A 24078-nucleotide genomic window follows, 5' to 3' on the forward strand; every position below is an offset into this window, starting at 1 on the left:
TCGCGAGCGACGGGCGCCGTCGTGACCTGCTGGGGGAAGGACGAGGTCACGAAACGATCACGGGCCACTGTGCAGGAGGCGCGGTGCGCACGCAAACCGAGCGGGTCGGCCTGTGGGGCACATCGCGAGCGGATGCGCCCCACATGCCTCCGTGGTCCCAGGAGGAACAGCAGCCCCAGCCTCAGGTGTCAGAGGGTGACGTTCTCCAGCATCTCGGTGACCAGGGCCGCGATCGGCGAGCGCTCGGAGCGGGTCAGCGTGACATGCGCGAAGAGCGGGTGGCCCTTGAGCTTGTCGATCACCGCCACCACGCCGTCGTGCCGGCCCACCCGCAGGTTGTCGCGCTGCGCCACGTCGTGGGTCAGCACCACCTTGGAGTTGGCGCCGATGCGCGAGAGCACCGTCAGCAGCACGTTGCGCTCCAGCGACTGCGCCTCGTCGACGATGACGAAGGCGTCGTGCAGCGAGCGGCCGCGGATGTGGGTCAGCGGCAGCACCTCGAGCATCCCCCGGTCGAGGATCTCGTCGACCACCTCGCGCGAGGTCATCGCCCCGAGCGTGTCGAAGACCGCCTGCCCCCAGGGCGACATCTTCTCCGACTCCGAGCCGGGCAGGTAGCCCAGCTCCTGCCCGCCGACGGCGAAGAGCGGCCGGAACACGACGACCTTCTGGTGCTGGCGGCGCTCGAGGACCGCCTCGAGCCCGGCGCACAGCGCCATCGCCGACTTGCCGGTGCCGGCGCGCCCTCCCAGCGACACGATCCCGACCTCGGGGTCCAGCAGCAGCTCGAGGGCGACCCGCTGCTCGGCCGAGCGGCCGTGGATGCCGAAGGCCTCGCGATCGCCCCGCACCAGGTGCACCCGCTTGTCGGGACCCACGCGGCCCAGCGCGGTGCCGCGCTCCGAGAGCATCACCAGGCCCTGGTGGCAGGGCAGGTCGCGCGCCTCGTCGAGGTCGATCACCCCCTCGTCGTAGAGCGCGTCGATCTCGAGGGCCGGCACGTCGATCTCGGCCATGCCCGAGTAGCCGGTGTCGGACTCCGAGATCGCCTCGCCGCGGTACTCCTGGGCGTCGAGGCCGACCGCGGAGGCCTTGATGCGCAGCGGCAGGTCCTTGGAGACCAGCGTGACGTCGGCGCCCTCGTCGGCCAGGTTCTTGGCCACCGCGAGGATGCGGGTGTCGTTGTCGCCGAGGCGGAAACCGGAGGGCAGCGCCGTCGGGTCGGTGTGGTTGAGCTCGACGCGCACGCTGCCGCCCAGCTCCCCCACCGGCACCGGTGTGTCCAGGCGCCCGTGGCTGACCCGCAGCTCGTCGAGACCGCGCAGCGCGGCCCGGGCGAAGTAGCCGAGCTCGGGGTGGTGACGCTTGCCCTCGAGCTCGGTGATGACGACGACGGGCAGCACGACCTCGTGCTCCGCGAAGCGCTTGAGCGCCCCCGGGTCTGCCAGCAGGACGCTGGTGTCGAGGACGTAGGTGCGTGTTGCGTGAAGCGACTGCGGCTGCTGCGACGTGACCTTGGTCGGCACGGTTCACCCCTCACGGGTCGCGGCGCGCACTCGTCGCCCCGGCCCTAGTACCTGATCTCGGACCGGGAGGGGACCCGACAGCGGGAGTGCCCGCCTCCGTCCGCACGCCAGGGGCGAACCTGCCGTGCGGTGCAGTCGTGAGTGCTCACGATCGGGCCTCCAGGTGCGGCGAGCTTCCCCACTCGCCGATGCCCCCGAACGTACGCCCGGCCACCGCCGGATCGGAGCAACACGCCGAGAAGACGCGCGGAGCGGGAGGTGAACACCCGGTGCCGCGACCGATGGTCGAGCAGCGAGGGCCGAAGGCTCGAGCGACGCCGAGACCCCGTGAGCACACGGCGTACGGCGAGCACGCCCCTCACCCGGTCTCGGCGACGCTCCTCGCTGGCGCTCGTCACTGCTCGACCAACGAAGGCCACCCCCGGTGGTCGAGCAGCGAGGGCCGAAGGCTCGAGCGACGCCGAGACCCAGCGAGCACACGGCGTACGGCGCGTAGGCAGCTCACCCGGTGTCGGCGACGCTCCTCGCTGGCGCTCGTCACTGCTCGACCAACGGCGGTCGTTGGTCGAGCAGCGAGGGCCGAAGGCTCGAGCGACGCCGAGACCCCGTGAGCACACGGCGTACGGCGAGCACGTCGACCAAGGAGGGTCAGGTGCCGTGCCGGCGCTCGCGCAGGGCGTAGGCCCGGATGGCGCGCAGGAAGTCGACGCGACGGAAGTCGGGCCAGTAGGCCTCGCAGAAGTAGAACTCCGAGCGGGCGCTCTGCCAGAGCAGGAAGCCGCCGAGGCGCTGCTCGCCGCTGGTGCGGATCACCAGGTCGGGGTCGGGCTGGCCGCGGGTGTAGAGGTGCGAGCCGATCATGTCGACGTCGACGACGGCGGCGAGCTCCTCCATCGAGGTGCCGCGCTCGGCGTGCTCGAGCAGGAGCGAGCGCACCGCGTCGGCGATCTCGCGTCTCCCGCCGTAGGGCACCGCGATGTTGACGAGCATCCCGTCGACGTCGCGGGTGGCCTCCTCTGCTGCCTTGAGCCGCTCGGCGGTCGCGGCGGGCAGCAGGTCGAGCGCCCCCACGGGGTGCAGGCGCCAACGTCGCTGCACCGCCAGCGAGTCGACGGCGTCGCCGATGATCTGCAGCAGCGGCTCGAGCTCGCTCGCTGGCCGGTTGAGGTTGTCGGTCGAGAGCAGCCACAGGGTGACCACCTCGATGCCGACCTCGTCGCACCAGCCCAGCAGCGGCTCGATGTTGGCCGCCCCGGCCCGGTGGCCGTGCGCGGTGTCGTGCCCCACGGCGCGCGCCCAGCGTCGGTTCCCGTCGAGCATCACCCCGATGTGCCGCGGCAGGTTCTCGGGCAGGCGTCGCAGCAGCCGAGCCTCGTACGCCGGGTAGAGCACCCGCCGCACCCCTCGCTTCCAGTCCGCCACCTGCTCAGGCTACGGCCTGGGCGCTGCGACCCGCGCCGGCCACGTGATGTTTGCCCCAGCGGGCCGCTCGAGCACCCCACGAGACGGACCGGACCGGTAGATTGTGACGGCATGAGCGCCCACCTCCCCGAGTCGGTCCGTCACGGCGTGGATCACCTGCAGGAGTCGGTGCACCACAAGTTCAACGAGATCAAGCCCAAGCTGCGTGGTTGGCTGCACCTGGGCATCGCCCCGTTGACGCTGGCCGCGGGCATCGTGCTGGTCGCGCTGTCGCCCGACACCACGACGCGCATCGGCTCGGCGGTGTTCACCGGCTCGGCACTGCTGCTCTTCACGGTCTCGGCGATCTACCACACCGGCACCTGGTCACCGCGCACCTGGGCGTTCCTGCGCCGCTTCGACCACTCCAACATCTTCGTGCTGATCGCCGGCTCCTACACCCCGCTCGCGCTGATCCTGCTGCAGGGCACCGAGCGGGTGGTGCTGCTGAGCACCGTGTGGACGTGTGCGGTGCTGGGCGTGCTGTTCCGGGTCTTCTGGACCGATGCCCCGCGCTGGCTCTACACCCCGATCTACATCGCCATGGGCTGGTCGGCGCTCTTCTTCATCCCGGGCTTCATCGACGGCGCCACCTCGCGGCTGGGCACCGGCATGGCCATCGGGGTGCTGGTCCTGATCGCGGCGGGCGGCGTGCTCTACACCCTCGGCGGCGCCGTCTACGGCTTCAAGTTCCCCGACCCCAGCCCGCGGTGGTTCGGCTTCCACGAGGTCTTCCACACCTTCACGATCCTCGCCTTCGTCACCCACTACGTCGGCGTCTCGCTGGCGACGTACTCGCTGCGCTGAGCGGTCTCAGCGCAGCACCGCGACGACCACCACCACCGCGGCCGCCGCGACGACGAGGGCGGCCAGAGCCGCCGCCACCCGCGGCGCTCGCGCCACCAGCACCTCCGCCGACCAGGCCAGCACGCTGAGCGCGCCCACCACGACGGTGACGTGCAGCAGGAGCGCCAGACCGGTGCCCAGCACCGCCCCGGCCACCCGGAACCGGCCCCAGGCCAGCGCCAGCACCAGCGGCACCACCAGCGCCCCGGCCGCACCCGCCACGAGCTCCGCGGCGAGGGAGCCCTCGGGGATCCACGGCATCCCCGGGGCCAGCGGTCCGCTGCGGTCGAGCAGGTCCCAGGTGGCGCACCAGCCCAGCCAGACGATGACCAGCAGGCTCGCGACCACCGTGAGCCGGTAGCGCCAGCGCTGCCACGCCGGCCACGGCTGGTCGCGCCCGAGCAGCGTGACGAGGGTGACCGCCGACCACGCCAGCCAGCGGCGTACGACGCCGGTGCCGGTGTCGGCCATCGCGTCGCGGAAGACGCGGTCGGCCTCGACCCGGTCGACCACGTGCCCCTCGCTCGAGACGTACGCCGCCGCGCCGTCGTCGGCGGGCCCCACCAGCGCGTCGTGCACCAGCGCCGCGGGCAGGTGGGCGCCGGTGCGCGGCACCAGCCACGTGAGCACGGACGGCACCGACGTCAGGTCGCTGGTGAAGGTGGCCGGGTCGGCCGGGACGAGCAGCTCCCCGAGGTGGCGGTCGTCGTAGGCGATGCGCCGGAGCATCGCCCAGGTCTCCTCGCCGTCGGCGAAGCGCCGCTCGAGCAGCACCCGGGCCGGGGCTCCGCGGTCGGGCGGCTGGGTGGGCGGGCCGCCGTCGTGGAAGCGCCTGCCCTGCCCGCCGACCGGTGCCCTCACCGCGCGACGCCCACCTTCGCGCCCTCCCGGCGGGGCCCCTGCGCCGCTCCCCCCGGAGCCGGGCCGGTGGTCGAGCGGACCACGAGCTCGGTGGCGAGCTCGACGTGGTCGGCGGCGTCGGCGTCCTGCTGCGGGTCCATCAGCCTCAGCACGTGCTGGGCCGCCACCCGGCCCTGGTCGAGGACCGGTTGGCGCACCGTCGTGAGGTCGAAGAGCGCGGCCATCTCGTGGTCGTCGACCCCGACGACCGAGAGGTCCTCGGGCACCCGCAGCCCCTCGCGGCGCGCGGCCCGCAGCACGCCGAAGGCCATCTCGTCGGAGGCGCAGAAGACCGCCGTGGGCCGCGGCGAGAGGGCCAGCAGCCGGTGCCCCGCGGCCGTCCCGCCCTCGAGCGTGAAGCCGCCCTCGAGCTCGAGGTCGGGGTCGGGTTCGATCCCGGCGTCGCGCAGCGTGTCACGGTAGCCGCGCACCCGGGCCCGCGGCGTGGCCAGGCTCAGGCTCGCGTCGTTGAGCATGCCGACGTAGGCGATGCGGCGGTGCCCCAGCTCGAGCAGGTGCTCCACCGCGGTGCGCGCGACCAGCTCGTCGTCGACGCGCACGCTGGGCCACTGCGCCACCCGGGCGCCCACCGTGACCACCGGCATCCCCTGGTTGCTGAGCCAGTGCACCTCCTGGGGCGTGGGGCCCAGCCCGACGATGAGCATGGCGTCGACGCGCTTGGTCAGCAGGTGGGTGCCGAGCACCCGCCGTCGCGCCTCCTCGTCGTCGTCGAGGTTGTAGAGCAGCACGTCGTACCCGCGCTCGCGCAGCACCTGCTCGGCGCCGGAGATCACGGTGGCGAAGAACCAGCGGGTCACGAAGAGCACCACGATCGCCACGGTGCGGGTCTGGCCGCCGCTGGCCAGGCCGACCGCGTGCGGGGACGGCACGTAGCCCAGCCGCACGGCCGCCTCCATCACCCGGCGCCGGGTGTCCTCGGAGACCCGGGGCAGCCCGCGCAGGGCTCTCGAGACGGTCGCCGTGGACACCCCGGTCTCCCGGGCAAGGTCGTGGATGCTGGTCATGACACTTCCTCTTTGTACCGGTCAACCACGTGGCTTACGGTGGAGCCATGAGCACACCTTCGCGACTGCCCGACGGCTCCACCCTCGAGCTGGGCACGGCCACCGCGTCCTACCAGGTGGAGGGCGCGACGCACGAGGACGGCAGGGGTGCCTCGATCTGGGACACCTTCGCCTCGCGGCCCGGCACCGTCATCGACGCCAGCGACGGCACCACCGCCTGCGACTCCTACCACCGCTGGGCCGAGGACGCCGACCTGGTCGCGGGCCTCGGTGTGCAGTGGTACCGCTTCTCGATCGCCTGGCCGCGGGTGCTGCCCGAGGGCCGCGGCCGGGTCGAGACCCGTGGCCTCGACTACTACGACCGCCTCGTCGACGGCCTGCTCGAGCGCGGCGTCAAGCCGACCGCCACGCTCTACCACTGGGACCTCCCCCAACCCCTGGAGGACGCCGGCGGCTGGCTCGAGCGCGGCACCGCCGAGGCGTTCGCCGACTACGCCGAGATCGTGCACGAGCGGCTGGGCGACCGGGTGGGGCTGTGGGCCACCCACAACGAGCCGTGGTGCTCGGCCTACCTCGGGTACGCCGCCGGCGTGCACGCCCCCGGCCGCCGCGAGGGCGGGGCCGCCCACCGCGCCGCCCACCACCTGGTGCTGGGCCACGCGCTGGCCGCCGAGCGGATGCGCGCCGCCGGCGCCCGCGACGTCGGCATCGTGCTCAACCTGGCCCCGGTCTGGCCCGAGCGCCCCGAGGCGGCCGACGTCGCCGACGGCGTCGACGCGATCCGCAACCGGGTCTGGCTCGACCCCCTGGTCGACGGCGCGTACGACGACGGGCTGCTGCGGGTCGCCCCCGAGCTGGCCGACCCCGAGCTGGTCCGCGACGGCGACCTGGCCCTGGCCCAGGGCTCGGCCGACTGGATCGGCATCAACTACTACACCCCGGTGCGCCCCGACGTGCCCGACCCGGCCCGCGCCGAGGGCCAGGAGCACCCCGAGGGCGGGGCCTACCCGGGCGTGGCCCCCTTCGAGCTGGCCGTGCGCGAGCCGCGTACCGACATCGGCTGGGAGATCGACGCCTCCGGGCTCGAGGAGCTGCTGGTCGAGACCCACCGACGCACCTCCCTGCCGCTGCTGGTGATGGAGAACGGCGCGGCCTGCGCCGACGACCGGGTCGAGGACGGCCGGGTCGAGGACCAGGACCGCATCGGCTACCTGCGCGACCACCTGGGCGCCACCGACGCCGCACGCGCGGCGGGCGCCGACGTGCGCGCCTACCTGGTCTGGACGCTGCTCGACAACTTCGAGTGGGCCTACGGCTACACCAAGACGTTCGGGCTGGTGCACATCGACCCCGCCGACCAGACGCGCACGCCCAAGGCGTCCTACGACTGGTTGGCCGGGGTCGCACGCGAGCGCGCCGAACCCTGAGGGCCCCCCTGCACCCTCCCCCCGCTGCGGGGGGAGGGTCATCCCTTCACACTGCCGGCGAGCAGCCCGCGCACGAAGTAGCGCTGCAGGCCCAGGAAGACCGCGAGCGGGATCACCAGGGAGACGAAGGCGCCCGCCGAGAGCAGGTGCCAGTCCTCTCCTCGTTGACCCACGAGGTTGACCAGCTTGACGGTCAGTGGCGCCACGTCCGGTCCGCTGAAGACCAGCGCGACGAGCAGGTCGTTCCACACCCACAGGAACTGGAAGATGCCGAACGCCGCGATCGCCGGCGCCATCAGCGGCAGCATGATCTTGGTGAAGATCTCGACGTGGCCGGCCCCGTCGACGCGCGCCGACTCGATGAGCTCGCCGGGGATCTCGCGCATGAAGTTGTGCAGCAGGAAGATCGCCAGCGGCATCGCGAAGATCGCGTGCGAGAGCCACAGCTCGTAGAGGCCACCCGCCGGGGCGTCGCGCCCGGCCAGCGGGCGCAGGTTGAACGGCGGTGAGGTGTAGAGCGAGAGCAGCGGGATCAGCGTCACCTGGATCGGCACGATCTGCAGCGCGAACATCGCCACGAAGAGCGCGTCGCGCCCCTTGAACTTCATCCACGCGAAGGCGTACGCCGCCAGCGTGGCCAGCGTGATCGGGATCAGCACGCCCGGGATCGTGATGACGATCGAGTTGACCAGGAAGGTCGTCAGGCTGGCGCTGCCCTCGCCGCCGAGCACCTCGCGGTAGTTGTCGAGGGTGAAGTCGGGGTTGGTGAAGACGTTCCACCACCCGTTGCCCTTCGCCTGGCTCTCGGGACGGAAGGAGGAGACCAGCAGGCCGAAGGTCGGCAGCGTCCAGAGCAGGGCGATGACCAGGCTGACGCCTGAGGCGGTCTTGCTGGACAGGCCCTCGCGGGCCGCCCGGGAGGCCGACTTCTTGCCGGTCGTGGGGCCAGGGGTCTCCTTGACCATCGCCGGCTCGGGAGTGGGCGTGGTGGTCATCGTGCCTCCAGCTTCCGCAACTGACGGACGTTGTAGATGATGATCGGGCTGACCAGCGCGAAGATCACCACGGCCAGCGCCGCGGCGAGGCCCTGGTTGAGCGAGACGAAGTACTGGAAGTAGTACTCGTAGGCCAGCACGCTGGTCTCGAAGCGACCACCGGTCGAGGTCTGCACGATGTCGAAGACCTTCAAGGTGCCGATGCTGATGGTCGTCAGCACCACGATCAGCGACGGTCGGATGCTGGGCACGGTGATGAAGAAGAACATCTTCAGCCCGCTCACCCCGTCGAGGCTCGCGGCCTCGACGATGTCGTCGGGGATGGCCTTGATCGAGGCCGAGAGGATCGTCATCGCGAAACCGGCCTGGATCCAGACCAGGATGATGATCAGGAAGAACGTGTTCCACGGGTCGTTGAACAAGAAGTTGTAGGTGTCGAAGCCCAGCGCCTTCAAGATGCCGTTGAGCAGGCCGATCTGGGTGTTCTCGGTGCCCTTGTACTCGTAGACGAACTTCCAGATGATCGAGGCGCCCACGAGCGAGATCGCCATCGGCAGGAAGACCAGTGCCTTCGCCAGCTTCTCGAAGCGGGAGCGGTCGACCAGCACCGCGTAGACCAGGCCGATGAAGGTCGACAGGGTCGGCACCAGCAGCACCCACAGCAGCGTGTTGCGCAGCACCGTGAGCAGGCTGGAGTTGGTGAAGATGTCGATGTAGTTGTCGATGCCGACGAAGTTGTCGCCGTTGGCGCCGAAGAAGGACTGGTAGGCGGTCTTGAGCGCCGGGTACAGCAGTCCGACGGCCACCAGGAAGAGCGCCGGGCCGACGAAGGCCGCGGCTTGGATCCGTTCACCGCTGCGCGATTTCAGTCGCGCGGTCACCAGCAGGATGGCTGCCATCACGCCGACGAACAGCACGATGGCGATGACCATCTGGATGAGCTTCTCGGGTGTCGTCACGTCGTCCTACCCCGTCTCTCTCTCGTGGACCGGCCGAGTGGCCCGTACGCCGGGTCGCGGGGCTGCCGCGACCCGGCGTACGGGACCGTCTCGATCAGTTCGGCCAGGACTCCTCGATGTTGGACAGCGCGGTCCCGCTGTCGTCACCGGTGACCCACGAGGTCATCTCCTTCCAGAAGGACCCGGCACCCACGGCGCTGGGCATCTGGTCGGAGCCGTCGAAGCGGAAGACGGCCTCGGGGTCCTGGAAGGTCTCGGCGGAGAGCCGGTCGATCGGGCTGTTGAGCAGCTCGATGTCGAGGCCGGTGTTGGCGCTGACCCAGCCGCCGGCCGGGGTGGCCTTGGCCTTCTCGTTGGCCCACACGTCGCTGGAGAGGTAGGTCTGGAAGGCCTGCACCTCCGGGCGGTCGTCGAAGGCGACGGTGAACTCGCCACCGCCGAGGACCGGGCGACCCTGCTCGTCGTTGGTGGTGGGCAGGTAGAAGGCGAAGACGTCGCCGTCCTCGGCCACGGTGGTCTGGTCGTCCCACTGGGCGGCGTAGAAGCTCGCCTGGCGGTGCATCGCGCACTCGCCCTTGGTGATCGGCAGGCCGCCGTCCTGGAAGGTGGTGGTGGCGATGGAGTTGACGTCGCCGTGGCCGCCGTTGACGAAGTCGGGGTTCTTCACGATGCCGCCGACACGGTCGAGCGACTCGACGACCTGCGGGTCGTCGAAGGGGATCTCGTGGTTGACCCACTGGTCGTAGACGTCGGCGCCGGCGTCACGCAGGAGCGCGTCCTCGAGCCAGTCGGTGAGCACCCACCCGGTGGCCTCGCCGGACTCGATGCCCACGCACCACGGCTTCATGTCGCCCTGCTGGGCGATCTCCTCGGACAGGGCGATCATGTCGTCCCACGTCTCGGGGACCTCGTAGCCCTCCTGCTCGAACATCGTCGGGGAGTACCAGACGAACGACTTGACGTTGGCGCCCAGCGGGGCGGCGTAGAAGGTGTCGTCGACGGTGCCGTAGCCCTTCCAGTCCTCGCCCCAGAACTCGTCGACGTTCTCGGCGGTCGGCTCGGGAGCCGGCACCACCGAACCGGTGTCGACCAGGGTGGCGAGCAGGCCCGGCTGCGGGACGTAGGCGATGTCGGGGGCGTTGCCGCCGCGCACGCGCACGATGAGCTGGGTCTCGAACTGGTTCGAGCCCTCGTAGCTGACCTCGGCGCCGGTGCACTCGGTGAACTTCTCGTAGGACGCCTTGTGGGCGTCGGACTCGGGCTCGATGATCGAGGTGTAGACGTTGACCTCGGTGCCGCTGAGGTCGCCGAACTGGGTCAGGTCCTCGCAGCCCTCGACGCCCTCGCCGGGCGAGGTGCCCTCGGCGGTGTTCGTCTCGCTGGTGCTGGTGTCACTGGCACAGCCGGCCAGGACGAGGCCGGTGGCGGCCATGGCCGCGATCGTCGCGTGCCGGATCTTGCGTGAGCGCATCTGGCTCCCTCTCTCTGACGTGCTCCGGGCGGGTGGTGCGTCACCCCCGATGCAAGCGCTTACGCACGTCCGACGTCAAGGATCCCCAGGTCACGACTGTGTAACGCAGGTCACACGGGCGTCTCTGGCGTCGCCGGTGGTCTGGACCAGCGCCGTCACCCGGCCGCCCAGCCGCCCCTACAGGGCGCTGCTGAGCACCGTGCGACCCGCCTCGTCGCGCACCACGACCGCCGTCACGTCGGCGCGCAGCAGCGCCGACTGCAGGTTGCAGGTCATGTCGTCCCCGCCGGTGCCCAGGAACTGCCCCGCCGGCGTCAGCCGGCCCGTCCCGTCGCGGAACGCGGCCCGGTAGACCGCTCCCTCCTCGAAGCCCGCACCCACCAGGCGCAGCTCGGTGCCCCACGTGTGGGCGACCAGTCCCGCGCTCTCGACCTCGATGCCGGTGCCCTCCCCCGGCGTCTCGACCTCGAGGCTGATCGCCTCCAGCGGCACGGCCGGGGGCTCCGGCGCCGTGGCGCGCCCCAGGCCGACGCCCGCGCCGAGGGCGAGCACCACCACGGCGGCGGCCGCGGTCAGCAGCGTCGTACGACGCCGGGAGCGCGAGCGCGCCGCCTCGTGCTCCTCGGCGCGCTCGCGCCGGTCGCGCTCGGACTGCTCGGCGGCGATGGCGCTGCGGATGCGTGCCCCCAGGCCGGCGGCCGGGGAGGGCCGCTCGTCGAGGTGGGTGGGGTCGACGGCGTCGAGGCGCGCCACCAGGGGCTCGAGGTCGGCGACCTCGGCGCGGCACGCGGCGCAACCGTCGAGGTGGGCGCGCACGGCGCCCGCCTCGAGGTCGTCGAGGTGGCCCAGCACGTGGGCGCCCAGCAGCTCGCGCAGCTGCTCGTGACGGTCCTGCTGCTGGTCGTCGCTCACGGCGCCACCCCCATCTCGTCCATCGCGGCGCGCAGCGCCTTGAGCCCGTAGAAGACCCGGCTGCGCAGCGTGCCCACCGGCACCCCCAGCTCGGCGGCGACCTCGTCGTAGGGCCGTTCGCGCAGGTGGGTCTGCACGATCGCGACCCGGTGGTGCTCGCTGATGCGGCTCAGCGCCTCCTCCACGACCCACTGTCCCACCAGCCGCTCCGAGGGGTCGCCCTCGGTGCCGCCGGTCTCGTGGAGCGCGGCCTGCACCGCCTCGTCGCCGGCCAGCGCCGACTGCCAGGGCCGCACCCGGGCGGCGCGCGCGTGGTCGATCACCACGTTGCGCGCGATCCCGAAGAGCCAGACCCGCAGCGACGCGAGCGCCGGGTCGTAGCGCTCGGCGTGCCGCCAGGCCTTGAGGAAGGTCTCCTGGGTGACGTCCTCGGCGGCGCCGCGGTCACCGAGCGAGCGCAGCACGAAGCGGTAGATCTCGGGCCCGTGGCGCAGGTAGGCGGCCTGCACGGCGTCCTCGTCGTGCAGCCCCTCGCCGTCGCCGCCGGGCCTGGTCGCGCTCCGCCCGGGCCGGCCCGTCCGCGCCGCGCGCCCCGTCCTCCGAGCACCCGCCCACCCCTCGACCTGCGTCCCCATGCTGATGCCGCCGCCCTCTCCAGGACCCGTCGCGCCCATCCCTGTCGATGAGTACGGCGCCGACCTGCTCACCGTTCATTCGGAACCGGGCCCGCCGGGGATGGCCCGAGCGCGAGGTTCGGGCCGGGTCGACGCGAAGTCCGGGCCGGGTCGGCAATTGCGGGGAGGGATGAACGCGGGGCGCTCGGGCGGCGTACCCACCCCTGACAGACCACCGCGCCCCGCCGGGGCGCGCTCGCGCGGCCGCCAGGTCGCACCCCAGGAGAAGGGCACGACATGACGACACCCAGGACCCGAGGCGCGCGGCTGCTCAGCGGCGCCGCAGCCGGGGCGCTCGCGCTGGCAGCGGTCGCGGCCGCCCCCAGCGTCTCGCAGGCGGCCGAGCGGCCGTCCGAGCAGCGCAGCTCGAAGGCGAACACCGAGGCCGGGCTGCGTGCGGCCGTGGCGAAGGCCAACCGCAAGGGCGGGCTCGACCGCGTCAAGCTGCGCGACGATGTCCGGTTCAACGGCCGCCTCGGCGAGGCCATCGAGGTCACCGACGACCTGGTGCTCAACGCCCGCGGCCACACGATCGACGCCGCCGGCGTCGACCGCGTCTTCACCGTGGCCGACGGCGCCCGCCTGGTGGTCAAGAACGCGCGGCTGCGCCGCGGGGCGCCCGCGGCCGGCGAGAGCGGCGGGGCGATCCTGGTCAACGGCGAGCTGGTCGTGCGCAACACCTCGATGCTGGCCAACCAGGTCACCGGCACCGGCGCCTCGGGCGGCGCGGTCTTCAACGACGGCGGCAAGGTCCTCATCTCCGACTCGCGCCTGGCCCGCAACACCGCGACCCGCGCGGGCGGTGCGATCGAGGCGAACGAGGGGCTGACCCAGCTCATCGGCACCCGCCTGGTCAAGAACTCCACGGGCGACGAGCCCGGCAACGGCGGCGGCCTGCACCTGACCGGCGCCGGCGCCGTCGAGATCACCAGCAGCTGGATCGGCGGCAACTCCGCGGGCGCCGAGGGCGGCGGGCTGTGGAACTCGGCCGACGGCACCTTCATCGTCGAGCGCACCCGCGTCGAGGGCAACACCGCCGGTGGCGCCGACGCCGACCAGGGCGGCGGCGGCATCTACAACGACGGCGGCTTCCTGCAGGTCACCGGCTCGGACGTGAACGACAACATCGCCTCCGGCGCGGCCGGCTCGGGCGGCGGCATCCTCAACAACCTCGGCACCCTCGAGGTCGTCGAGTCCACGGTGGCCGACAACGAGGCCCCGCGCGCCGGCGGCGGCATCGAGGCCGTCGGCGGCGACACGACCGTGCGCCGCTCCTCGCTCGAGGACAACACCGCGGGCGCGGCTCCCGGCAACGGTGGCGGCCTGCACCTGACCGGCACCGGCACGGTCGACGTCGTCGGCTCGACGGTGCGCGGCAACCTCGCGCTCGCCGAGGGCGGCGGGCTGTGGAACAGCGCCGGTGGCGTCTTCACCGTGCGCGGCTCCGAGGTCACCGACAACGTCGCCGCGGGCGCGGCCGCCGACCAGGGCGGTGGCGGCCTCTACAACGAGATGGGCGACCTGACCGTGCGCGGCAGCACCGTCACCGGCAACTCCGCGCCCGGCGCGGCCGGTTCCGGCGGCGGCGTCTTCAACAACCAGGGCACCCTGAGCGTCGTGCAGAGCGACGTCACGGGCAACGACGCCCAGCGCGCCGGCGGCGCGATCGAGGCCAACGTCGGCACCACGCGGGTGCTGCGCTCCTCGCTCAACGACAACACCGCGGGCGCGGCGCCCGGCAACGGCGGTGCGGTGCACCTGACCGGCGCCGGCAGCGTCGACGTCACCGGCACCGAGGTCAGCGGCAACACCGCCTCGGCCGAGGGCGGCGGGCTGTGGAACAGCGCGTCGGGCACCTTCACGGTCACCGGCTCCGACATCGTCGGCAACACCGCCGGCGGCAACGACGCCGACCAGGGTGGTGGCGGCCTCTACAACGACGGCGGCACCCTGACCGTGCGCGACTCCACCGTCGACGACAACTCCGCGACCGGCACCGCCGGCTCGGGCGGCGGCCTCCTCAACAAGGGTGTCCTCGAGGTCACCGGCACCACCTTCGACGCCAACACCTCGGTGCGCGCCGGCGGTGCGATCGAGACCACCGACGCCACGACCGTCGCCCTGCGCGACGTCGTGATGACCGGCAACGACACCGGCGCCTCGCCCGGCAACGGCGGCGGCCTGCACATCACCGCCGCGGGCGTGGTGACCTACGACGGCGGCCGGGTCACCGGCAACAACGCCGACAACGAGGGCGGCGGGCTGTGGAACAGCAGCACCGGCATCCTGACCGTCACCGACGTGGTCATCTCCGGCAACACCGCGCCGACCAACCCCGACAACCACAACGACGGCGGCGTCTTCACGATCGACGGCACCCCGGTGCCGCCGACCCCGTGACCCACCCGCGCTGAGCGCCACCGGCGCTCACGCACACCCACCGGCCCGGCCGGGGCTCCTCGCCCCGGGCGGGCCGGTGCCACGTTCGGGGCTACTTCAGCTCGGCGGTGAGCAGGTCGCCGGCGAGCTCGGCCAGCGACGGGGCACGCAGCTCGGGTGCGCGCAGGTGCGTGGGATAGGCGTCGCGCCCGCTGCGGTCGACCCACCCGGTGCGCAGCCCGGCGCGGGCCGCGCCGTCGATGTCCCACGGGTGCACCGCCACCAGCATCGCCTCGTGCGCCTCGACGCCGCACTCCTCCAGCGCGTGCGCGTACGCCGCCGCCGCGGGCTTCCACGCCGGCGCGTCCTCGACCGAGAGCACCAGGTCGACGTGGTCGCGCAGCCCGGCGCGGTCGAGCAGCCCCTCGGCGACGCCGGCCGAGCCGTTGCTCAGCGTCACGACCCGCAGCCCGGCGGCGCGCAGCGCCCGGATGCCCGGGCCCACGTCGCGGTGCACGGTGAGGGTGGCGAACCGGCCCATCACGTGCTCGACGGCGCCCTCGACCTCGTCGGCGCCGGTGCCCTGCTCGAGCAGCCGCGCCCGCAGCAGCCCGGCCGCCACGTCGGCGAAGGGGGCGGGCGCCCCGGCGAGCCCCAGGCCGAAGCCGTCGCGGAGCACGCCGGCGAACCACGCCTGCCGCTCGTGGGCGGCCAGCCCCACCTCGGTGAAGGCCTCGTCGAGGGGCGAGAGGTCCGAGAGCGTCTCGTTGACGTCGAGGACCACCACGCGGGGGGCACCGGTCTGATCGTCCATCCGGCGAGCCTAACGACGCCCTGGCCGGGGCCCACCACCCCGACGGGGCGGCCGGGTGGTGCCAGACTGCGCTCGTGGTCTCCCCCCTCCTCAACGACAGGTACGAGCTCGGCCCGCTGCTGGGCTCGGGCGGGATGGCCGACGTGCACCGGGCCACCGACCGGCTGCTGGACCGCCAGGTGGCGGTCAAGGTGCTGCGCGACGTGGCCGGCGACCCGGCCGACCGGGCCCGCTTCACCGCCGAGGCCCGCACCCTGGCCAACCTGTCGCACCGCGGCCTGGTCACCGTCCTCGACGCCGGTATCGACGAGGAGCACCCGTTCCTGGTGATGGAGCTGGTCGAGGGCCGCGCGCTGTCGGCCGCGCTGGCCGAGGGCCCGCTGGGCGCGGTGGAGACCGCCCGGGTGGGCGCCGAGCTGGCCTCCACGCTGGCCCACACCCACGACCGGGGCGTGGTGCACCGCGACCTCAAGCCCGCCAACGTGCTGCTCGGCGACGACCGCCGGGTCAAGCTGGCCGACTTCGGCATCGCCCGGCTGATCGGCGACACCGTGCGCCACACCCGCACCGGCACCGCGGTGGGCACCGCCGCCTACCTCTCCCCCGAGCAGGTCCGCGGCGAGGACGTCAGCACCGCCGTCGACGTCTACTCCCTGGGCCTGGTGCTGCTGGAGTCGCTGACCGGTGAGCGCGCCTTCCCCGGCAGCCCCACCGAGTCCGCGATGGCCCGGCTGCACCGCGACCCCGACGTGCCCAGCACCCTCGACGACCGCTGGCGGCGGCTGCTGCTCGCGATGACCGCCGCCGACCCGGCGCAGCGCCCCGCCGCCCACGAGGTCGCCGCGTCGCTGGAGGACCTGCGTGCGCCCCGGGCTGCCGACCCGACCGCGGTGCTGACCGCCCCCGTGCGGGTCACCGCACGGGTGCCGGGCGAGACCTTGCCCGACCGGGCCGGCGCCGCGGTCGCGCACGCCCCGGGCCGGCTGTGGGCGCGGCTGCGCGAGACCCCGGCCCACCAGCGCGGTGTGGCCGGCGCGGTCGCCGCCGTCCTCCTGCTGGTGCTCGTCGCGGGGCTGGCCTCCGGTGGCGACGACGCCTCCGGCGAGCAGCCCCCTGCCCAGCAGGGCCAGGGGCAGGACCAGCAGGGCCGGGGCCGATGAGCGCCCCCGACGACCCACTGCACCACGCCGTCGACGTGGCCTGCGACGCCCGCCGCGCCTTCGAGGTCTTCACCGACCTGGGCTCCTGGTGGGACCCCGCCTCCACCCCCGACCCGGAGGCCTTCGGCGGGATCGAGGCAACGCCCGGCGTCGGGGGCGAGGTCGTGCTGCGCCTCGACGGGACGCCCCGGCCGCTGGGCCGGGTCACCGCCTGGGAGCCGGGCGCCCACTACGCCCAGACCTACCTGCCCCACTGGTGGGGCCCCGAGGGCACGCGGCCCACCTGGCTCGACGTGACCTTCACCGACGAAGGGGGCGTGTGCCTCGTCGAGCTGCGCCACGGCGGCTGGGACTCCACCAACCTGGTCCTGCGTCAGCGGTGCACCGACTGGCCCGACCTGCTGGGCCGCTTCGCGCGCGCCTGCGCGGGGTGAGGTGACCTCACGAGCGCGTCGTACGGTGGAGACATGGCAACCATCGAGCTGACCGAGGCCAACTTCGAGACCCACGTGAAGGAGGACGACATCCTCCTGGTCGACTTCTGGGCCGACTGGTGCGGGCCCTGCAAGCAGTTCGCGCCGACCTACGAGGCGGCCTCCGAGGCCAACTCCGACATCACCTTCGGCTCCATCGACACCGAGGCCCAGCAGCAGCTGGCCGCCGCGGCGGGCATCCAGTCGATCCCGACCCTGATGGCCTTCCGCGAGGGCATCCTGGTCTTCGCCCAGCCCGGCGCCCTGCCGGCCCCGGCGCTCGACCAGGTCATCCAGGCCGTGCGCGAGCTCGACATGGACGAGGTCCGCCAGCAGGTAGAGGCGCAGCAGACGCCCGAGGGCTGAGCAGCCCGGCGCCGAGCACCCCGCTCAGGGGCGCCCGGCGTCGTTCCTGTCGTACCCGTCGTCCCCGTTGTCCCTGTCGTCCCCGTCGTGCCCGCCCTCGTGCGGCTCGGCGGGGACGTCGCCGTAGACCCCGGTCGCGCGGCCGTGCTCGACCTTGCGCAGCTGGCGGAAGAGGCTCCAGCCCAGCAGCGCCACGGCCAGCGCCATGCCGGCGAAGATCGCCAGTGCGCCCCACCCGGCCTTGACGTCCTCGGGCTCGGGGACCTCGTCGGTCAGCCGGACCAGGTCGAGGACCGGGGCGAGGTGGACGACGAGCTCGGGCAGCAGCATGCTCACAGCGTGCCACCCGGGGCCGCGATGCCCGCGAAGAGGTCGTCCTCGGGCGTCGTCGAGGCGATGTGGCTCACCACGAGCTCGTAGTCCTCGGTCGGCCACACCTCGACCTGCAGCTCGCGCGGGATCGCGAACCAGTGGCCGTCGGGGTCGATCTGGGTGGCGTGCGCCAGCAGCGCCTGGTCGCGCACCCCGAAGTAGGCGCCGCACTCGACCTTGGTCGTGATCCGGGCGTCCCACTCGGGCTCCGGCTTCCAGGTCTTCAGCCGCTCCTCCCACGGCGACTCCAGGCCGTGGGCCTGCATCGCGGCGTGCAGCGCCTCCATGCGGGGGCGGTTGAACGAGTGGTGGTAGTAGAGCTTCAGCGGCTGCCAGGGCTCGCCCGCGTCGGGGAAGCGCTCGGCGTCGCCGGCGGCCTCGAACGCCGCGACGCTGACCTCGTGGCAGCGCACGTGGTCGGGGTGCGGGTAGCCCCCGCGCTCGTCGTACGTCGTCAGCACGTGGGGGCGGACCTGGCGGATGATGCGCACCAGCGCCTCGACCGACTCCTCCATCGGGGCCAGCGCGAAGCAGCCCTCGGGCAGCGGCGGCTTGGGGTCGCCGTCGGGCCAGCCGGAGTCGACGAAGCCCAGCCAGTGCTGGGTGATGCCGAGGATGTCGCGCGCGCGCTCCATCTCCTGGCGGCGCACCTCGGTGATGTTGGCCAGGATGTCGGGGCGTTCCATCTTGGGGTTGAGGATCGACCCCCGCTCCCCGCCCGTGCAGGTCACCACGTGCACCTGGGCGCCCTGGTCGACGTAGCGCGCGGTCGACGCCGCCCCCTTGCTCGACTCGTCGTCGGGGTGGGCGTGCACGTGCATCAGGCGCAGGCCCTCGTAGGGGCGGCTGCCGTCGTGGTGGCTGGCCGGCGGGGCGCTGCTCGGCTGGGGGTGCTGCGACATGGGTTCCATCGTAGGTGTCACCATGGACGGGTGACCTCGCAGGACCTCCTCACCGAGCGGTACGGCGCCCCGTCGCCGTGGCGGCGCCGCTCGCTGCTCGCGCTGGTCGCGGTGGTGGCCGCGGCCTCGCTGGGCTGGCTGGCCTGGACCACGCTGGTGCACGCCAACCCGCCGGTGCGCTCCGACATCGTCGGCTTCGAGGTCGTCGACGTCCACACGACCACCGCGGTGGTCGACGTGCGCGTCGAGAGCGACGCCACCGACGTGCAGTGCCTGGTGCGCGCCTACGCCACCGACAAGGTCGTCGTCGGCGAGCGGGTCTTCACCCCGACCGGTGACGGGCGCACCGAGATCAGCGTGCGCACCGAGCGGCTCGCGACCGCCGTGGAGAACGTCGGCTGCACCGCCGACGGCCAGCTCCGCCCCCGCTGACGGGCCCGTCCGGCCCGCCGCCACCCCCTCCCGGGGCCGCTCTCATCCCTAGGGGCGGACGTCTCGGCCTGCGCTTTGGGCCCGGGATTGTTAAGGTGGTCGTTCTGACGCTCCCGCCGGGCCCGCCAGGACGAAGGCCCGCGACCGAGTCGAGCGCCTCTCTGGTGCTCCGACCACGTCAGATCCGCACGAGACACACCCAACGACAACGGGTGCGGACGACCACACCCTGACGCACCCCCCGTAGGAGCCACCCATGACGCAGTCGACCGAGCCGGGCAAGATCTGGCTGACCAAGGACGCCTTCGACAAGCTCAACGCCGAGCTCGAGGACCTCAAGGGCCCGGTGCGTGCGGACGTCATCGAGCGCATCAGCAACGCCCGCGACGAGGGCGACCTCAAGGAGAACGGCGGCTACCACGCCGCCCGTGAGGAGCAGGGCCGCATCGAGGGCCGCATCCGCCAGCTCGAGGACATGCTGCGCCGCGCCGAGATCGGCGAGACCCCTCCCGACGACGGTGTCGTCGAGCCGGGCATGAAGATCACCTACAAGTTCGTCGGTGACGACGACGACGAGGCCGAGACCTTCCTGCTCGGGGCCCGCGAGATCGAGGACTCCGTCGAGGACCTCAAGGTCTACTCCCCGCAGTCCCCGCTGGGCCAGGCCATCAACGGCGCCAGCCGCGGCGACACGGTCTCCTACGAGGCCCCCAACGGCAAGATGCTCGAGGTCGTCATCCTCGACGCGGTGCCCTACACCGTCTGAGGCACGCCCCACGCACGCGAGCCGGCTCGTTCGAACGGGCCGGCTCGACGCATGCCTGCCGCCGTTGGTCGAGCGACGAGGGCCGAAGGCTCGAGCGTCGTCGAGACCCCGTGACCCCACGGCGTACGGCGAGCAGGCATCTCACCGGTTCTCGACCACCGCTCGACCAACAAGGGTCGAGCACCCAGTGGTCACAGACGACAGAGCCGGGGTCCCGGACGATGTCGTCCGTGACCACTCGAGCACCGCGGCCGCCGTTGGTCGAGCAGCGAGGGCCGAAGGCTCGAGCGTCGCCGAGACCCCGTGACCCCACGGCGTACGGCGAGCAGGCATCTCACCGGTTCTCGACCACCGCTCGACCGACGAGGGCCAGCTCACTCCAGGACGCGGTAGCCGTGCTCGCGCAGCCGCGCGAGCACGGTGTCGGAGTGCGCCGAGCCCCGCGTCTCGAGCTGCAGGTGCACCTCGACCTCGTCCATCGACAGGGCCGGTGAGATCCGCTCGTGGGCGACCTCGAGGACGTTGGCGCCCGCGGCGCTGACCTCGGTGAGCAGCCGGGCCAGGCCGCCGGGGGCGTCGGGGATGGTGACGTCGAGGTTGAGGTAGCGACCGGCGGCGGCCATGCCGTGCCGGATCACCTTGCCCAGCAGCAGCGGGTCGATGTTGCCGCCCGAGAGCACCGCCACCACCGGCGCCTCGAACGCGTCGGGGTGGTCGAGCAGGGCCGCGACCGCCGCCGCGCCGGCCGGCTCGCAGACCAGCTTGGCCCGCTCGGCCAGCGACAGCACCGCCCGCGCCAGCGAGTCCTCGCTGACGGTGACGACGTCGTCGACGTGCTCGACCACCGCGGCGAAGGTCAGGTCGCCGGGCCGGCCCACGGCGATGCCGTCGGCCATCGTGCGCATCACCGTCAACGGCGTCGGCCGGCCGGCCTCCAGCGAGCCCGGGTAGGCCGCGGCGTCCTTGGCCTGCACGCCCACGACGCGTACGTCGGGGCGCAGCGCCTTGACGGCCAGGGCGACCCCGGCGAGCAGCCCGCCCCCGCCGGTGGGCACGACCACGGTGGCGACCTCGGGCAGCTGCTCGATGATCTCCAGGCCCACCGTGCCCTGCCCGGCCACCACGTCGGGGTGGTCGAAGGGATGAATCAGCACCGCGCCGGTGCGCTCGGCGAACTCGTGGGCCGCGACCAGCGCGTCCTCGAGGTACTGCCCGGAGAAGACCACGTCGGCGCCGTAGCCGCGGGTGGCGCGCTCCTTGGGGATCGGCGCGCCCTCAGGCATGAAGACGGTGGCGGAGATGCCGAGCAGCTGCGCGGCCAGGGCCACGCCCTGGGCGTGGTTGCCGGCCGAGGCCGCGACGACGCCACGGGCCCGCTCCTCCTCGCTGAGCCGCGAGATGCGCACGTAGGCACCGCGGGCCTTGAACGAGCCGGTGCGCTGCAGGTTCTCGGCCTTCAGGCGCACCTCGCCGCCGACCAGCTCCGAGAGCCAGCGCGACTCCTCCATCGGCGTACGCACCGCGACGCCGGCGAGGACCTCGCGCGCGGCCTCGATGTCGGCGAGCCCGACGGTGGGCACCTCGCTCACGACGGCTCCCCCGCGACCGGGGCGTCGGCGTGCTCCTGCACGTCGACCGAGGCGGCGCTCTCGCCGTAGTCCTCGGCGAGCTCCTCCTCGGGGTCGTCGCCCGGGGCGGTGTTGGCGGCGAGGTGCTGCACCACGGCGTTGAGCGCCGCGGCCAGCGGCACCGCGACCAGGGCCCCGGCGATGCCGGCGACCAGCACGCCGGTGGCGATCGCGACGATCACCGCCAGCGGGTGCACCGAGACCCAGCGGCCCATCAGGAAGGGCTGCAGCACGTGGCCCTCGACCTGCTGGACCACGATCACCCCGACCAGCATCAGCAGCGCGGCCACCGGCCCCTGGTCGACCAGCGCCACGAGGATCGCGACCGTGCCCGCGATGGTGGCACCGATCATCGGCACGAAGGCGCCCAGGAAGACCAGCACGCCGATGGCGGCCACGAAGGGCACCCCGAGGAACCAGGCCCAGCCGGCGATGCCGACGGCGTCGACGAGGGCGACCACGACGGTGGCCCGCACGAACTGGGTCAGCGAGATCCAGGCGACGCGACCCGAGGAGTCGACCCGGGGGCGGGCCACCCGCGGCGCGAGGCGCACCAGCCACGACCAGATCCGCTGGCCGTCGGCCATGAAGAAGTAGGTGGAGAAGAGGACGATGAAGAAGCCGGCGAAGACGTGGGTCAGCGTGGTGCCCACCTCGGTGAGCCGGGTGACCACCTGGCCGTCGCTGGTCTGGTCGGTGATCAGGCGCTGTGCGTCGTTGATCCACCGGTCGACCTGGGAGTCGCTGGCGTTGAGCGGCCCGTCCTCGAGCCAGCCGCGGATCTGGCCCAGGCCGGCGACGGTCTGCTCTGCCAGGTCGGTGGCGCCGTTGGCCACCTGCTGGCCCACGAAGGTGAGCAGCGCGCTGACCGTGGCCAGCCCGCCCACCACGACCAGCAGCGCGGCGAGCCCGCGCGGCACCCGCAGCCGGGTCAGCAGGTCGACCGCGGGCACGGCCAGCGCCGTGACCAGCAGCGCGACCACGATCGGCAGCACGATCACCGAGAGGTAGCCGACGGTCCAGGCGATCACCGCGCCGGCCGCCACGATGACCAGGAAGCGCCATGCCCAGGCCGCCGCGAGCTCGACGCCCGGCGGCACGTGGGTGCGCGGGTAGGCGTCGGCCCCGCTGACCAGCTCGGGCGGGGTCAGCCGGCGCTCCCGCTCGTCGCGCAGCTGGCTCCACTGCTGGAAGAGCCGGTGCGCCAGGCCCTCCTCCTCCTCGACCGAGCGGGTGCGCAGGGCGCGCCGCCGCAGTCGCCCGCCGGGGGCCGGGGCCGCCGGGTCGGGCCGGGCCATCGCGACGTCGCCGGCGGGATCGGTGCCGGTCACCTCCTGCTCGTCCACACCGCTCAACCTATGCGACGCGGACGGCGCGTCGGCGGCGCCGCACGCGGCTCATCCGAGCGCGCGGTCGAGGTCGGCGACCAGGTCCTCGGCGGTCTCGATGCCGACCGAGAGCCGCACCAGGTCGGCGGGCACCTCGAGGTCGGTGCCGGCGACGCTGGCGTGGGTCATCCGCCCCGGGTGCTCGATGAGCGACTCGACGCCGCCCAACGACTCGCCCAGGGTGAAGACCTCGGTGCCCTCGCAGACCGCGAGCGCGGCCTGCTCGCCGCCGCTGACGCGGAAGGAGACCATGCCGCCGAAGCGCTTCATCTGGCGAGCAGCGATCTCGTGGCCGGGGTGCGAGGCGAGGCCGGGGTAGACGACCTGCTCGACCTTGGGGTGGTCGAGCAGGAAGTCGACGACCTTCTCGGCGTTGTCGCAGTGCCGGTCCATCCGCACGCCCAGGGTCTTGAGGCCGCGCAGGGTCAGCCAGGCGTCGAAGGGCCCGGCCACCGCGCCGATGGCGTTCTGGTGGAAGGCGACCTTGTCGGCGATCTGGAGGTCCCGCACGACCAGCGCGCCGCCGACCACGTCGGAGTGCCCGCCGCAGTACTTCGTGGTCGAGTGCAGCACCACGTCGGCGCCCAGGGTCAGCGGCTGCTGCAGGTAGGGCGAGGCGAAGGTGTTGTCGACGACCAGCAGCGCCCCGGCCTCGTGGGCGACGGCGGCCAGCGCCTCGATGTCGCCGATGGTCAGCAGCGGGTTGGTGGGCGTCTCGACCCACACGATCTTCGTCTGCCCGGGGCGGATCGCCGCGCGCACGGCGTCGACGTCGGAGACGGCCGCCGGGCTGTGCTCGAGGCCCCAGGCCTTCTCGACCTTGTCGAAGAGGCGGTAGGTGCCGCCGTACGCGTCGTCGGGGATGACCACGTGGTCGCCGGGGGTGCACAGCGCACGCACCAGGGTGTCCTCGGCGGCCAGGCCGGAGGCGAAGGCGAAGCCGCGCTCGCCCTGCTCGAGCGCCGCGATGTTGCCCTCGAGCGCGGTGCGGGTGGGGTTGGCCGAGCGGGAGTACTCGTAGCCGCCCCGCAGGCCGCCGACGCCGTCCTGCTTGTAGGTCGACGTCGCGTAGATCGGCGGGATCACCGCCCCCGTCGTGGGGTCCGGCTCGTAGCCGGCGTGGATGGCGCGGGTCTCGAAGCCCGCCTTGGCCAGGTGCTGCTGCTCGCTCACCCGTCGAGGGTACTCACGCGGGAACCATC

General features: G+C 73.0%; 23 protein-coding genes. 8 read left to right on the forward strand and 15 right to left on the reverse strand.

All coding sequences use genetic code 11. The features are described from left to right. Positions 1 to 188: 188 nt before the first annotated feature. Both phoH2 and JOE61_RS05925 read right to left on the reverse strand, forming a co-directional pair. Positions 189 to 1526: an RNA 5'-3' helicase PhoH2 gene (gene phoH2, locus JOE61_RS05920; RefSeq protein WP_193668996.1), complete on the reverse strand. Its 1338-nt coding sequence runs from the start codon at positions 1524 to 1526 to the stop codon at positions 189 to 191. Positions 1527 to 2174: 648 nt separating this feature from the next. Continuing rightward, positions 2175 to 2948 (reverse strand): isoprenyl transferase, encoded by a 774-nt coding sequence (locus JOE61_RS05925; RefSeq protein ID WP_193668995.1) that lies wholly within the window; start codon positions 2946 to 2948, stop codon positions 2175 to 2177. A gap of 111 nt (positions 2949 to 3059) precedes the next feature. On the opposite strand from JOE61_RS05925, the gene trhA reads away from it, so the two are divergent. Further along, positions 3060 to 3794: a PAQR family membrane homeostasis protein TrhA gene (gene trhA / locus JOE61_RS05930; protein WP_193668994.1), complete on the forward strand. Its 735-nt coding sequence runs from the start codon at positions 3060 to 3062 to the stop codon at positions 3792 to 3794. A 6-nt stretch (positions 3795 to 3800) separates the two neighbouring features. Here the strand turns inward: trhA and JOE61_RS05935 are convergent, their stop codons facing one another. Both JOE61_RS05935 and JOE61_RS05940 read right to left on the reverse strand, forming a co-directional pair. Continuing rightward, positions 3801 to 4694, reverse strand: a complete 894-nt coding sequence (locus tag JOE61_RS05935; protein WP_193668993.1) for a DUF1353 domain-containing protein — start codon at positions 4692 to 4694, stop codon at positions 3801 to 3803. Then, positions 4691 to 5758, reverse strand: a complete 1068-nt coding sequence (locus tag JOE61_RS05940) for a LacI family DNA-binding transcriptional regulator (protein ID WP_193668992.1) — start codon at positions 5756 to 5758, stop codon at positions 4691 to 4693. The genes JOE61_RS05935 and JOE61_RS05940 overlap by 4 nt, the downstream gene beginning before the upstream one ends. 47 nt (positions 5759 to 5805) lie before the next feature. Between JOE61_RS05940 and JOE61_RS05945 the strand changes: the two genes are divergently transcribed. Continuing rightward, positions 5806 to 7185, forward strand: a complete 1380-nt coding sequence (locus tag JOE61_RS05945; protein WP_193668991.1) for a GH1 family beta-glucosidase — start codon at positions 5806 to 5808, stop codon at positions 7183 to 7185. Positions 7186 to 7223: 38 nt separating this feature from the next. On the opposite strand, the gene JOE61_RS05950 is transcribed toward JOE61_RS05945, so the two are convergent. The 5 genes from JOE61_RS05950 to JOE61_RS05970 all read right to left on the reverse strand — a co-directional run bounded on the left by JOE61_RS05950 (position 7224) and on the right by JOE61_RS05970 (position 12157). Then, positions 7224 to 8180 carry a carbohydrate ABC transporter permease gene (locus JOE61_RS05950; RefSeq protein WP_193668990.1) on the reverse strand — a complete coding sequence of 319 codons (957 nt, stop codon included), beginning with the start codon at positions 8178 to 8180 and terminating at the stop codon, positions 7224 to 7226. Continuing rightward, on the reverse strand, positions 8177 to 9139 hold the full coding sequence (locus tag JOE61_RS05955) for a carbohydrate ABC transporter permease (protein ID WP_204797160.1): 963 nt from the start codon (positions 9137 to 9139) through the stop codon (positions 8177 to 8179). Before JOE61_RS05955 ends, JOE61_RS05950 begins: the two co-directional genes overlap by 4 nt. 94 nt (positions 9140 to 9233) lie before the next feature. After that, a complete protein-coding gene (locus JOE61_RS05960; RefSeq protein ID WP_193668989.1) occupies positions 9234 to 10610 on the reverse strand; it encodes an ABC transporter substrate-binding protein in 1377 nt (458 codons plus the stop codon). A gap of 177 nt (positions 10611 to 10787) precedes the next feature. Continuing rightward, entirely contained in the window at positions 10788 to 11522 is a 735-nt protein-coding gene (locus JOE61_RS05965) for an anti-sigma factor family protein (RefSeq protein ID WP_204797161.1), read from the reverse strand. Then, positions 11519 to 12157, reverse strand: a complete 639-nt coding sequence (locus tag JOE61_RS05970) for a sigma-70 family RNA polymerase sigma factor (protein ID WP_193668988.1) — start codon at positions 12155 to 12157, stop codon at positions 11519 to 11521. Before JOE61_RS05970 ends, JOE61_RS05965 begins: the two co-directional genes overlap by 4 nt. Positions 12158 to 12433: 276 nt before the next feature. Between JOE61_RS05970 and JOE61_RS05975 the strand changes: the two genes are divergently transcribed. After that, a complete protein-coding gene (locus JOE61_RS05975) occupies positions 12434 to 14596 on the forward strand; it encodes a hypothetical protein (protein ID WP_193668987.1) in 2163 nt (720 codons plus the stop codon). A gap of 91 nt (positions 14597 to 14687) precedes the next feature. On the opposite strand, the gene JOE61_RS05980 is transcribed toward JOE61_RS05975, so the two are convergent. Continuing rightward, positions 14688 to 15389 (reverse strand): haloacid dehalogenase type II, encoded by a 702-nt coding sequence (locus JOE61_RS05980; protein WP_193668986.1) that lies wholly within the window; start codon positions 15387 to 15389, stop codon positions 14688 to 14690. A gap of 74 nt (positions 15390 to 15463) precedes the next feature. Here JOE61_RS05980 and JOE61_RS05985 point away from each other — a divergent pair, with 74 nt between their 5' ends. The 3 genes from JOE61_RS05985 to trxA are packed head-to-tail and all read left to right on the forward strand — an operon-like array spanning position 15464 to position 17388. Next, on the forward strand, positions 15464 to 16549 hold the full coding sequence (locus JOE61_RS05985; protein ID WP_193668985.1) for a serine/threonine-protein kinase: 1086 nt from the start codon (positions 15464 to 15466) through the stop codon (positions 16547 to 16549). Beyond that, positions 16546 to 16983 carry an SRPBCC family protein gene (locus tag JOE61_RS05990; protein ID WP_193668984.1) on the forward strand — a complete coding sequence of 146 codons (438 nt, stop codon included), beginning with the start codon at positions 16546 to 16548 and terminating at the stop codon, positions 16981 to 16983. The genes JOE61_RS05985 and JOE61_RS05990 overlap by 4 nt, the downstream gene beginning before the upstream one ends. Before the next feature lie 33 nt (positions 16984 to 17016). Continuing rightward, on the forward strand, positions 17017 to 17388 hold the full coding sequence (gene trxA, locus JOE61_RS05995) for a thioredoxin (protein ID WP_193668983.1): 372 nt from the start codon (positions 17017 to 17019) through the stop codon (positions 17386 to 17388). A gap of 24 nt (positions 17389 to 17412) precedes the next feature. On the opposite strand, the gene JOE61_RS06000 is transcribed toward trxA, so the two are convergent. Continuing rightward, positions 17413 to 17718 (reverse strand): hypothetical protein, encoded by a 306-nt coding sequence (locus JOE61_RS06000; RefSeq protein ID WP_193668982.1) that lies wholly within the window; start codon positions 17716 to 17718, stop codon positions 17413 to 17415. Positions 17719 to 17720: 2 nt separating this feature from the next. Next, on the reverse strand, positions 17721 to 18662 hold the full coding sequence (gene mca, locus JOE61_RS06005; protein ID WP_193668981.1) for a mycothiol conjugate amidase Mca: 942 nt from the start codon (positions 18660 to 18662) through the stop codon (positions 17721 to 17723). Positions 18663 to 18692: 30 nt separating this feature from the next. Here mca and JOE61_RS06010 point away from each other — a divergent pair, with 30 nt between their 5' ends. Together JOE61_RS06010 and greA are read left to right on the forward strand one after the other, a co-directional pair. Further along, a complete protein-coding gene (locus JOE61_RS06010) occupies positions 18693 to 19094 on the forward strand; it encodes a DUF4307 domain-containing protein (RefSeq protein WP_193668980.1) in 402 nt (133 codons plus the stop codon). Positions 19095 to 19350: 256 nt separating this feature from the next. Beyond that, positions 19351 to 19860: a transcription elongation factor GreA gene (gene greA / locus JOE61_RS06015; RefSeq protein ID WP_193668979.1), complete on the forward strand. Its 510-nt coding sequence runs from the start codon at positions 19351 to 19353 to the stop codon at positions 19858 to 19860. Between the two features lie 374 nt (positions 19861 to 20234). On the opposite strand, the gene ilvA is transcribed toward greA, so the two are convergent. Genes ilvA through JOE61_RS06030 form a run of 3 tightly spaced genes read right to left on the reverse strand, consistent with a single transcriptional unit; the run spans position 20235 to position 24049 of the window. Then, positions 20235 to 21449: a threonine ammonia-lyase gene (ilvA, locus tag JOE61_RS06020; RefSeq protein WP_193668978.1), complete on the reverse strand. Its 1215-nt coding sequence runs from the start codon at positions 21447 to 21449 to the stop codon at positions 20235 to 20237. Next, entirely contained in the window at positions 21446 to 22834 is a 1389-nt protein-coding gene (locus tag JOE61_RS06025) for an AI-2E family transporter (protein ID WP_307822834.1), read from the reverse strand. The genes ilvA and JOE61_RS06025 overlap by 4 nt, the downstream gene beginning before the upstream one ends. Before the next feature lie 51 nt (positions 22835 to 22885). Further along, on the reverse strand, positions 22886 to 24049 hold the full coding sequence (locus tag JOE61_RS06030; RefSeq protein ID WP_193668977.1) for a cystathionine gamma-synthase: 1164 nt from the start codon (positions 24047 to 24049) through the stop codon (positions 22886 to 22888). Between the last annotated feature and the right edge of the window lie 29 nt (positions 24050 to 24078).

Origin of the sequence: Nocardioides salarius, from assembly GCF_016907435.1 — a bacterium.
Taxonomy (GTDB): domain Bacteria; phylum Actinomycetota; class Actinomycetes; order Propionibacteriales; family Nocardioidaceae; genus Nocardioides; species Nocardioides salarius.

Bases quoted from the DNA above. Each gene is read 5' to 3' on its own strand.
- trhA (WP_193668994.1), top strand. From the start codon at position 3,060: ATGAGCGCCCACCTCCCCGAGTCGGTCCGTCACGGCGTGGATCACCTG.
- JOE61_RS05940 (WP_193668992.1), bottom strand. From the start codon at position 5,758: ATGACCAGCATCCACGACCTTGCCCGGGAGACCGGGGTGTCCACGGCG.
- JOE61_RS05945 (WP_193668991.1), top strand. From the start codon at position 5,806: ATGAGCACACCTTCGCGACTGCCCGACGGCTCCACCCTCGAGCTGGGC.
- JOE61_RS05950 (WP_193668990.1), bottom strand. From the start codon at position 8,180: ATGACCACCACGCCCACTCCCGAGCCGGCGATGGTCAAGGAGACCCCT.
- JOE61_RS05960 (WP_193668989.1), bottom strand. From the start codon at position 10,610: ATGCGCTCACGCAAGATCCGGCACGCGACGATCGCGGCCATGGCCGCC.
- JOE61_RS05970 (WP_193668988.1), bottom strand. From the start codon at position 12,157: ATGGGGACGCAGGTCGAGGGGTGGGCGGGTGCTCGGAGGACGGGGCGC.
- JOE61_RS05975 (WP_193668987.1), top strand. From the start codon at position 12,434: ATGACGACACCCAGGACCCGAGGCGCGCGGCTGCTCAGCGGCGCCGCA.
- JOE61_RS05980 (WP_193668986.1), bottom strand. From the start codon at position 15,389: ATGGACGATCAGACCGGTGCCCCCCGCGTGGTGGTCCTCGACGTCAAC.
- JOE61_RS05990 (WP_193668984.1), top strand. From the start codon at position 16,546: ATGAGCGCCCCCGACGACCCACTGCACCACGCCGTCGACGTGGCCTGC.
- trxA (WP_193668983.1), top strand. From the start codon at position 17,017: ATGGCAACCATCGAGCTGACCGAGGCCAACTTCGAGACCCACGTGAAG.
- JOE61_RS06000 (WP_193668982.1), bottom strand. From the start codon at position 17,718: ATGCTGCTGCCCGAGCTCGTCGTCCACCTCGCCCCGGTCCTCGACCTG.
- mca (WP_193668981.1), bottom strand. From the start codon at position 18,662: ATGTCGCAGCACCCCCAGCCGAGCAGCGCCCCGCCGGCCAGCCACCAC.
- greA (WP_193668979.1), top strand. From the start codon at position 19,351: ATGACGCAGTCGACCGAGCCGGGCAAGATCTGGCTGACCAAGGACGCC.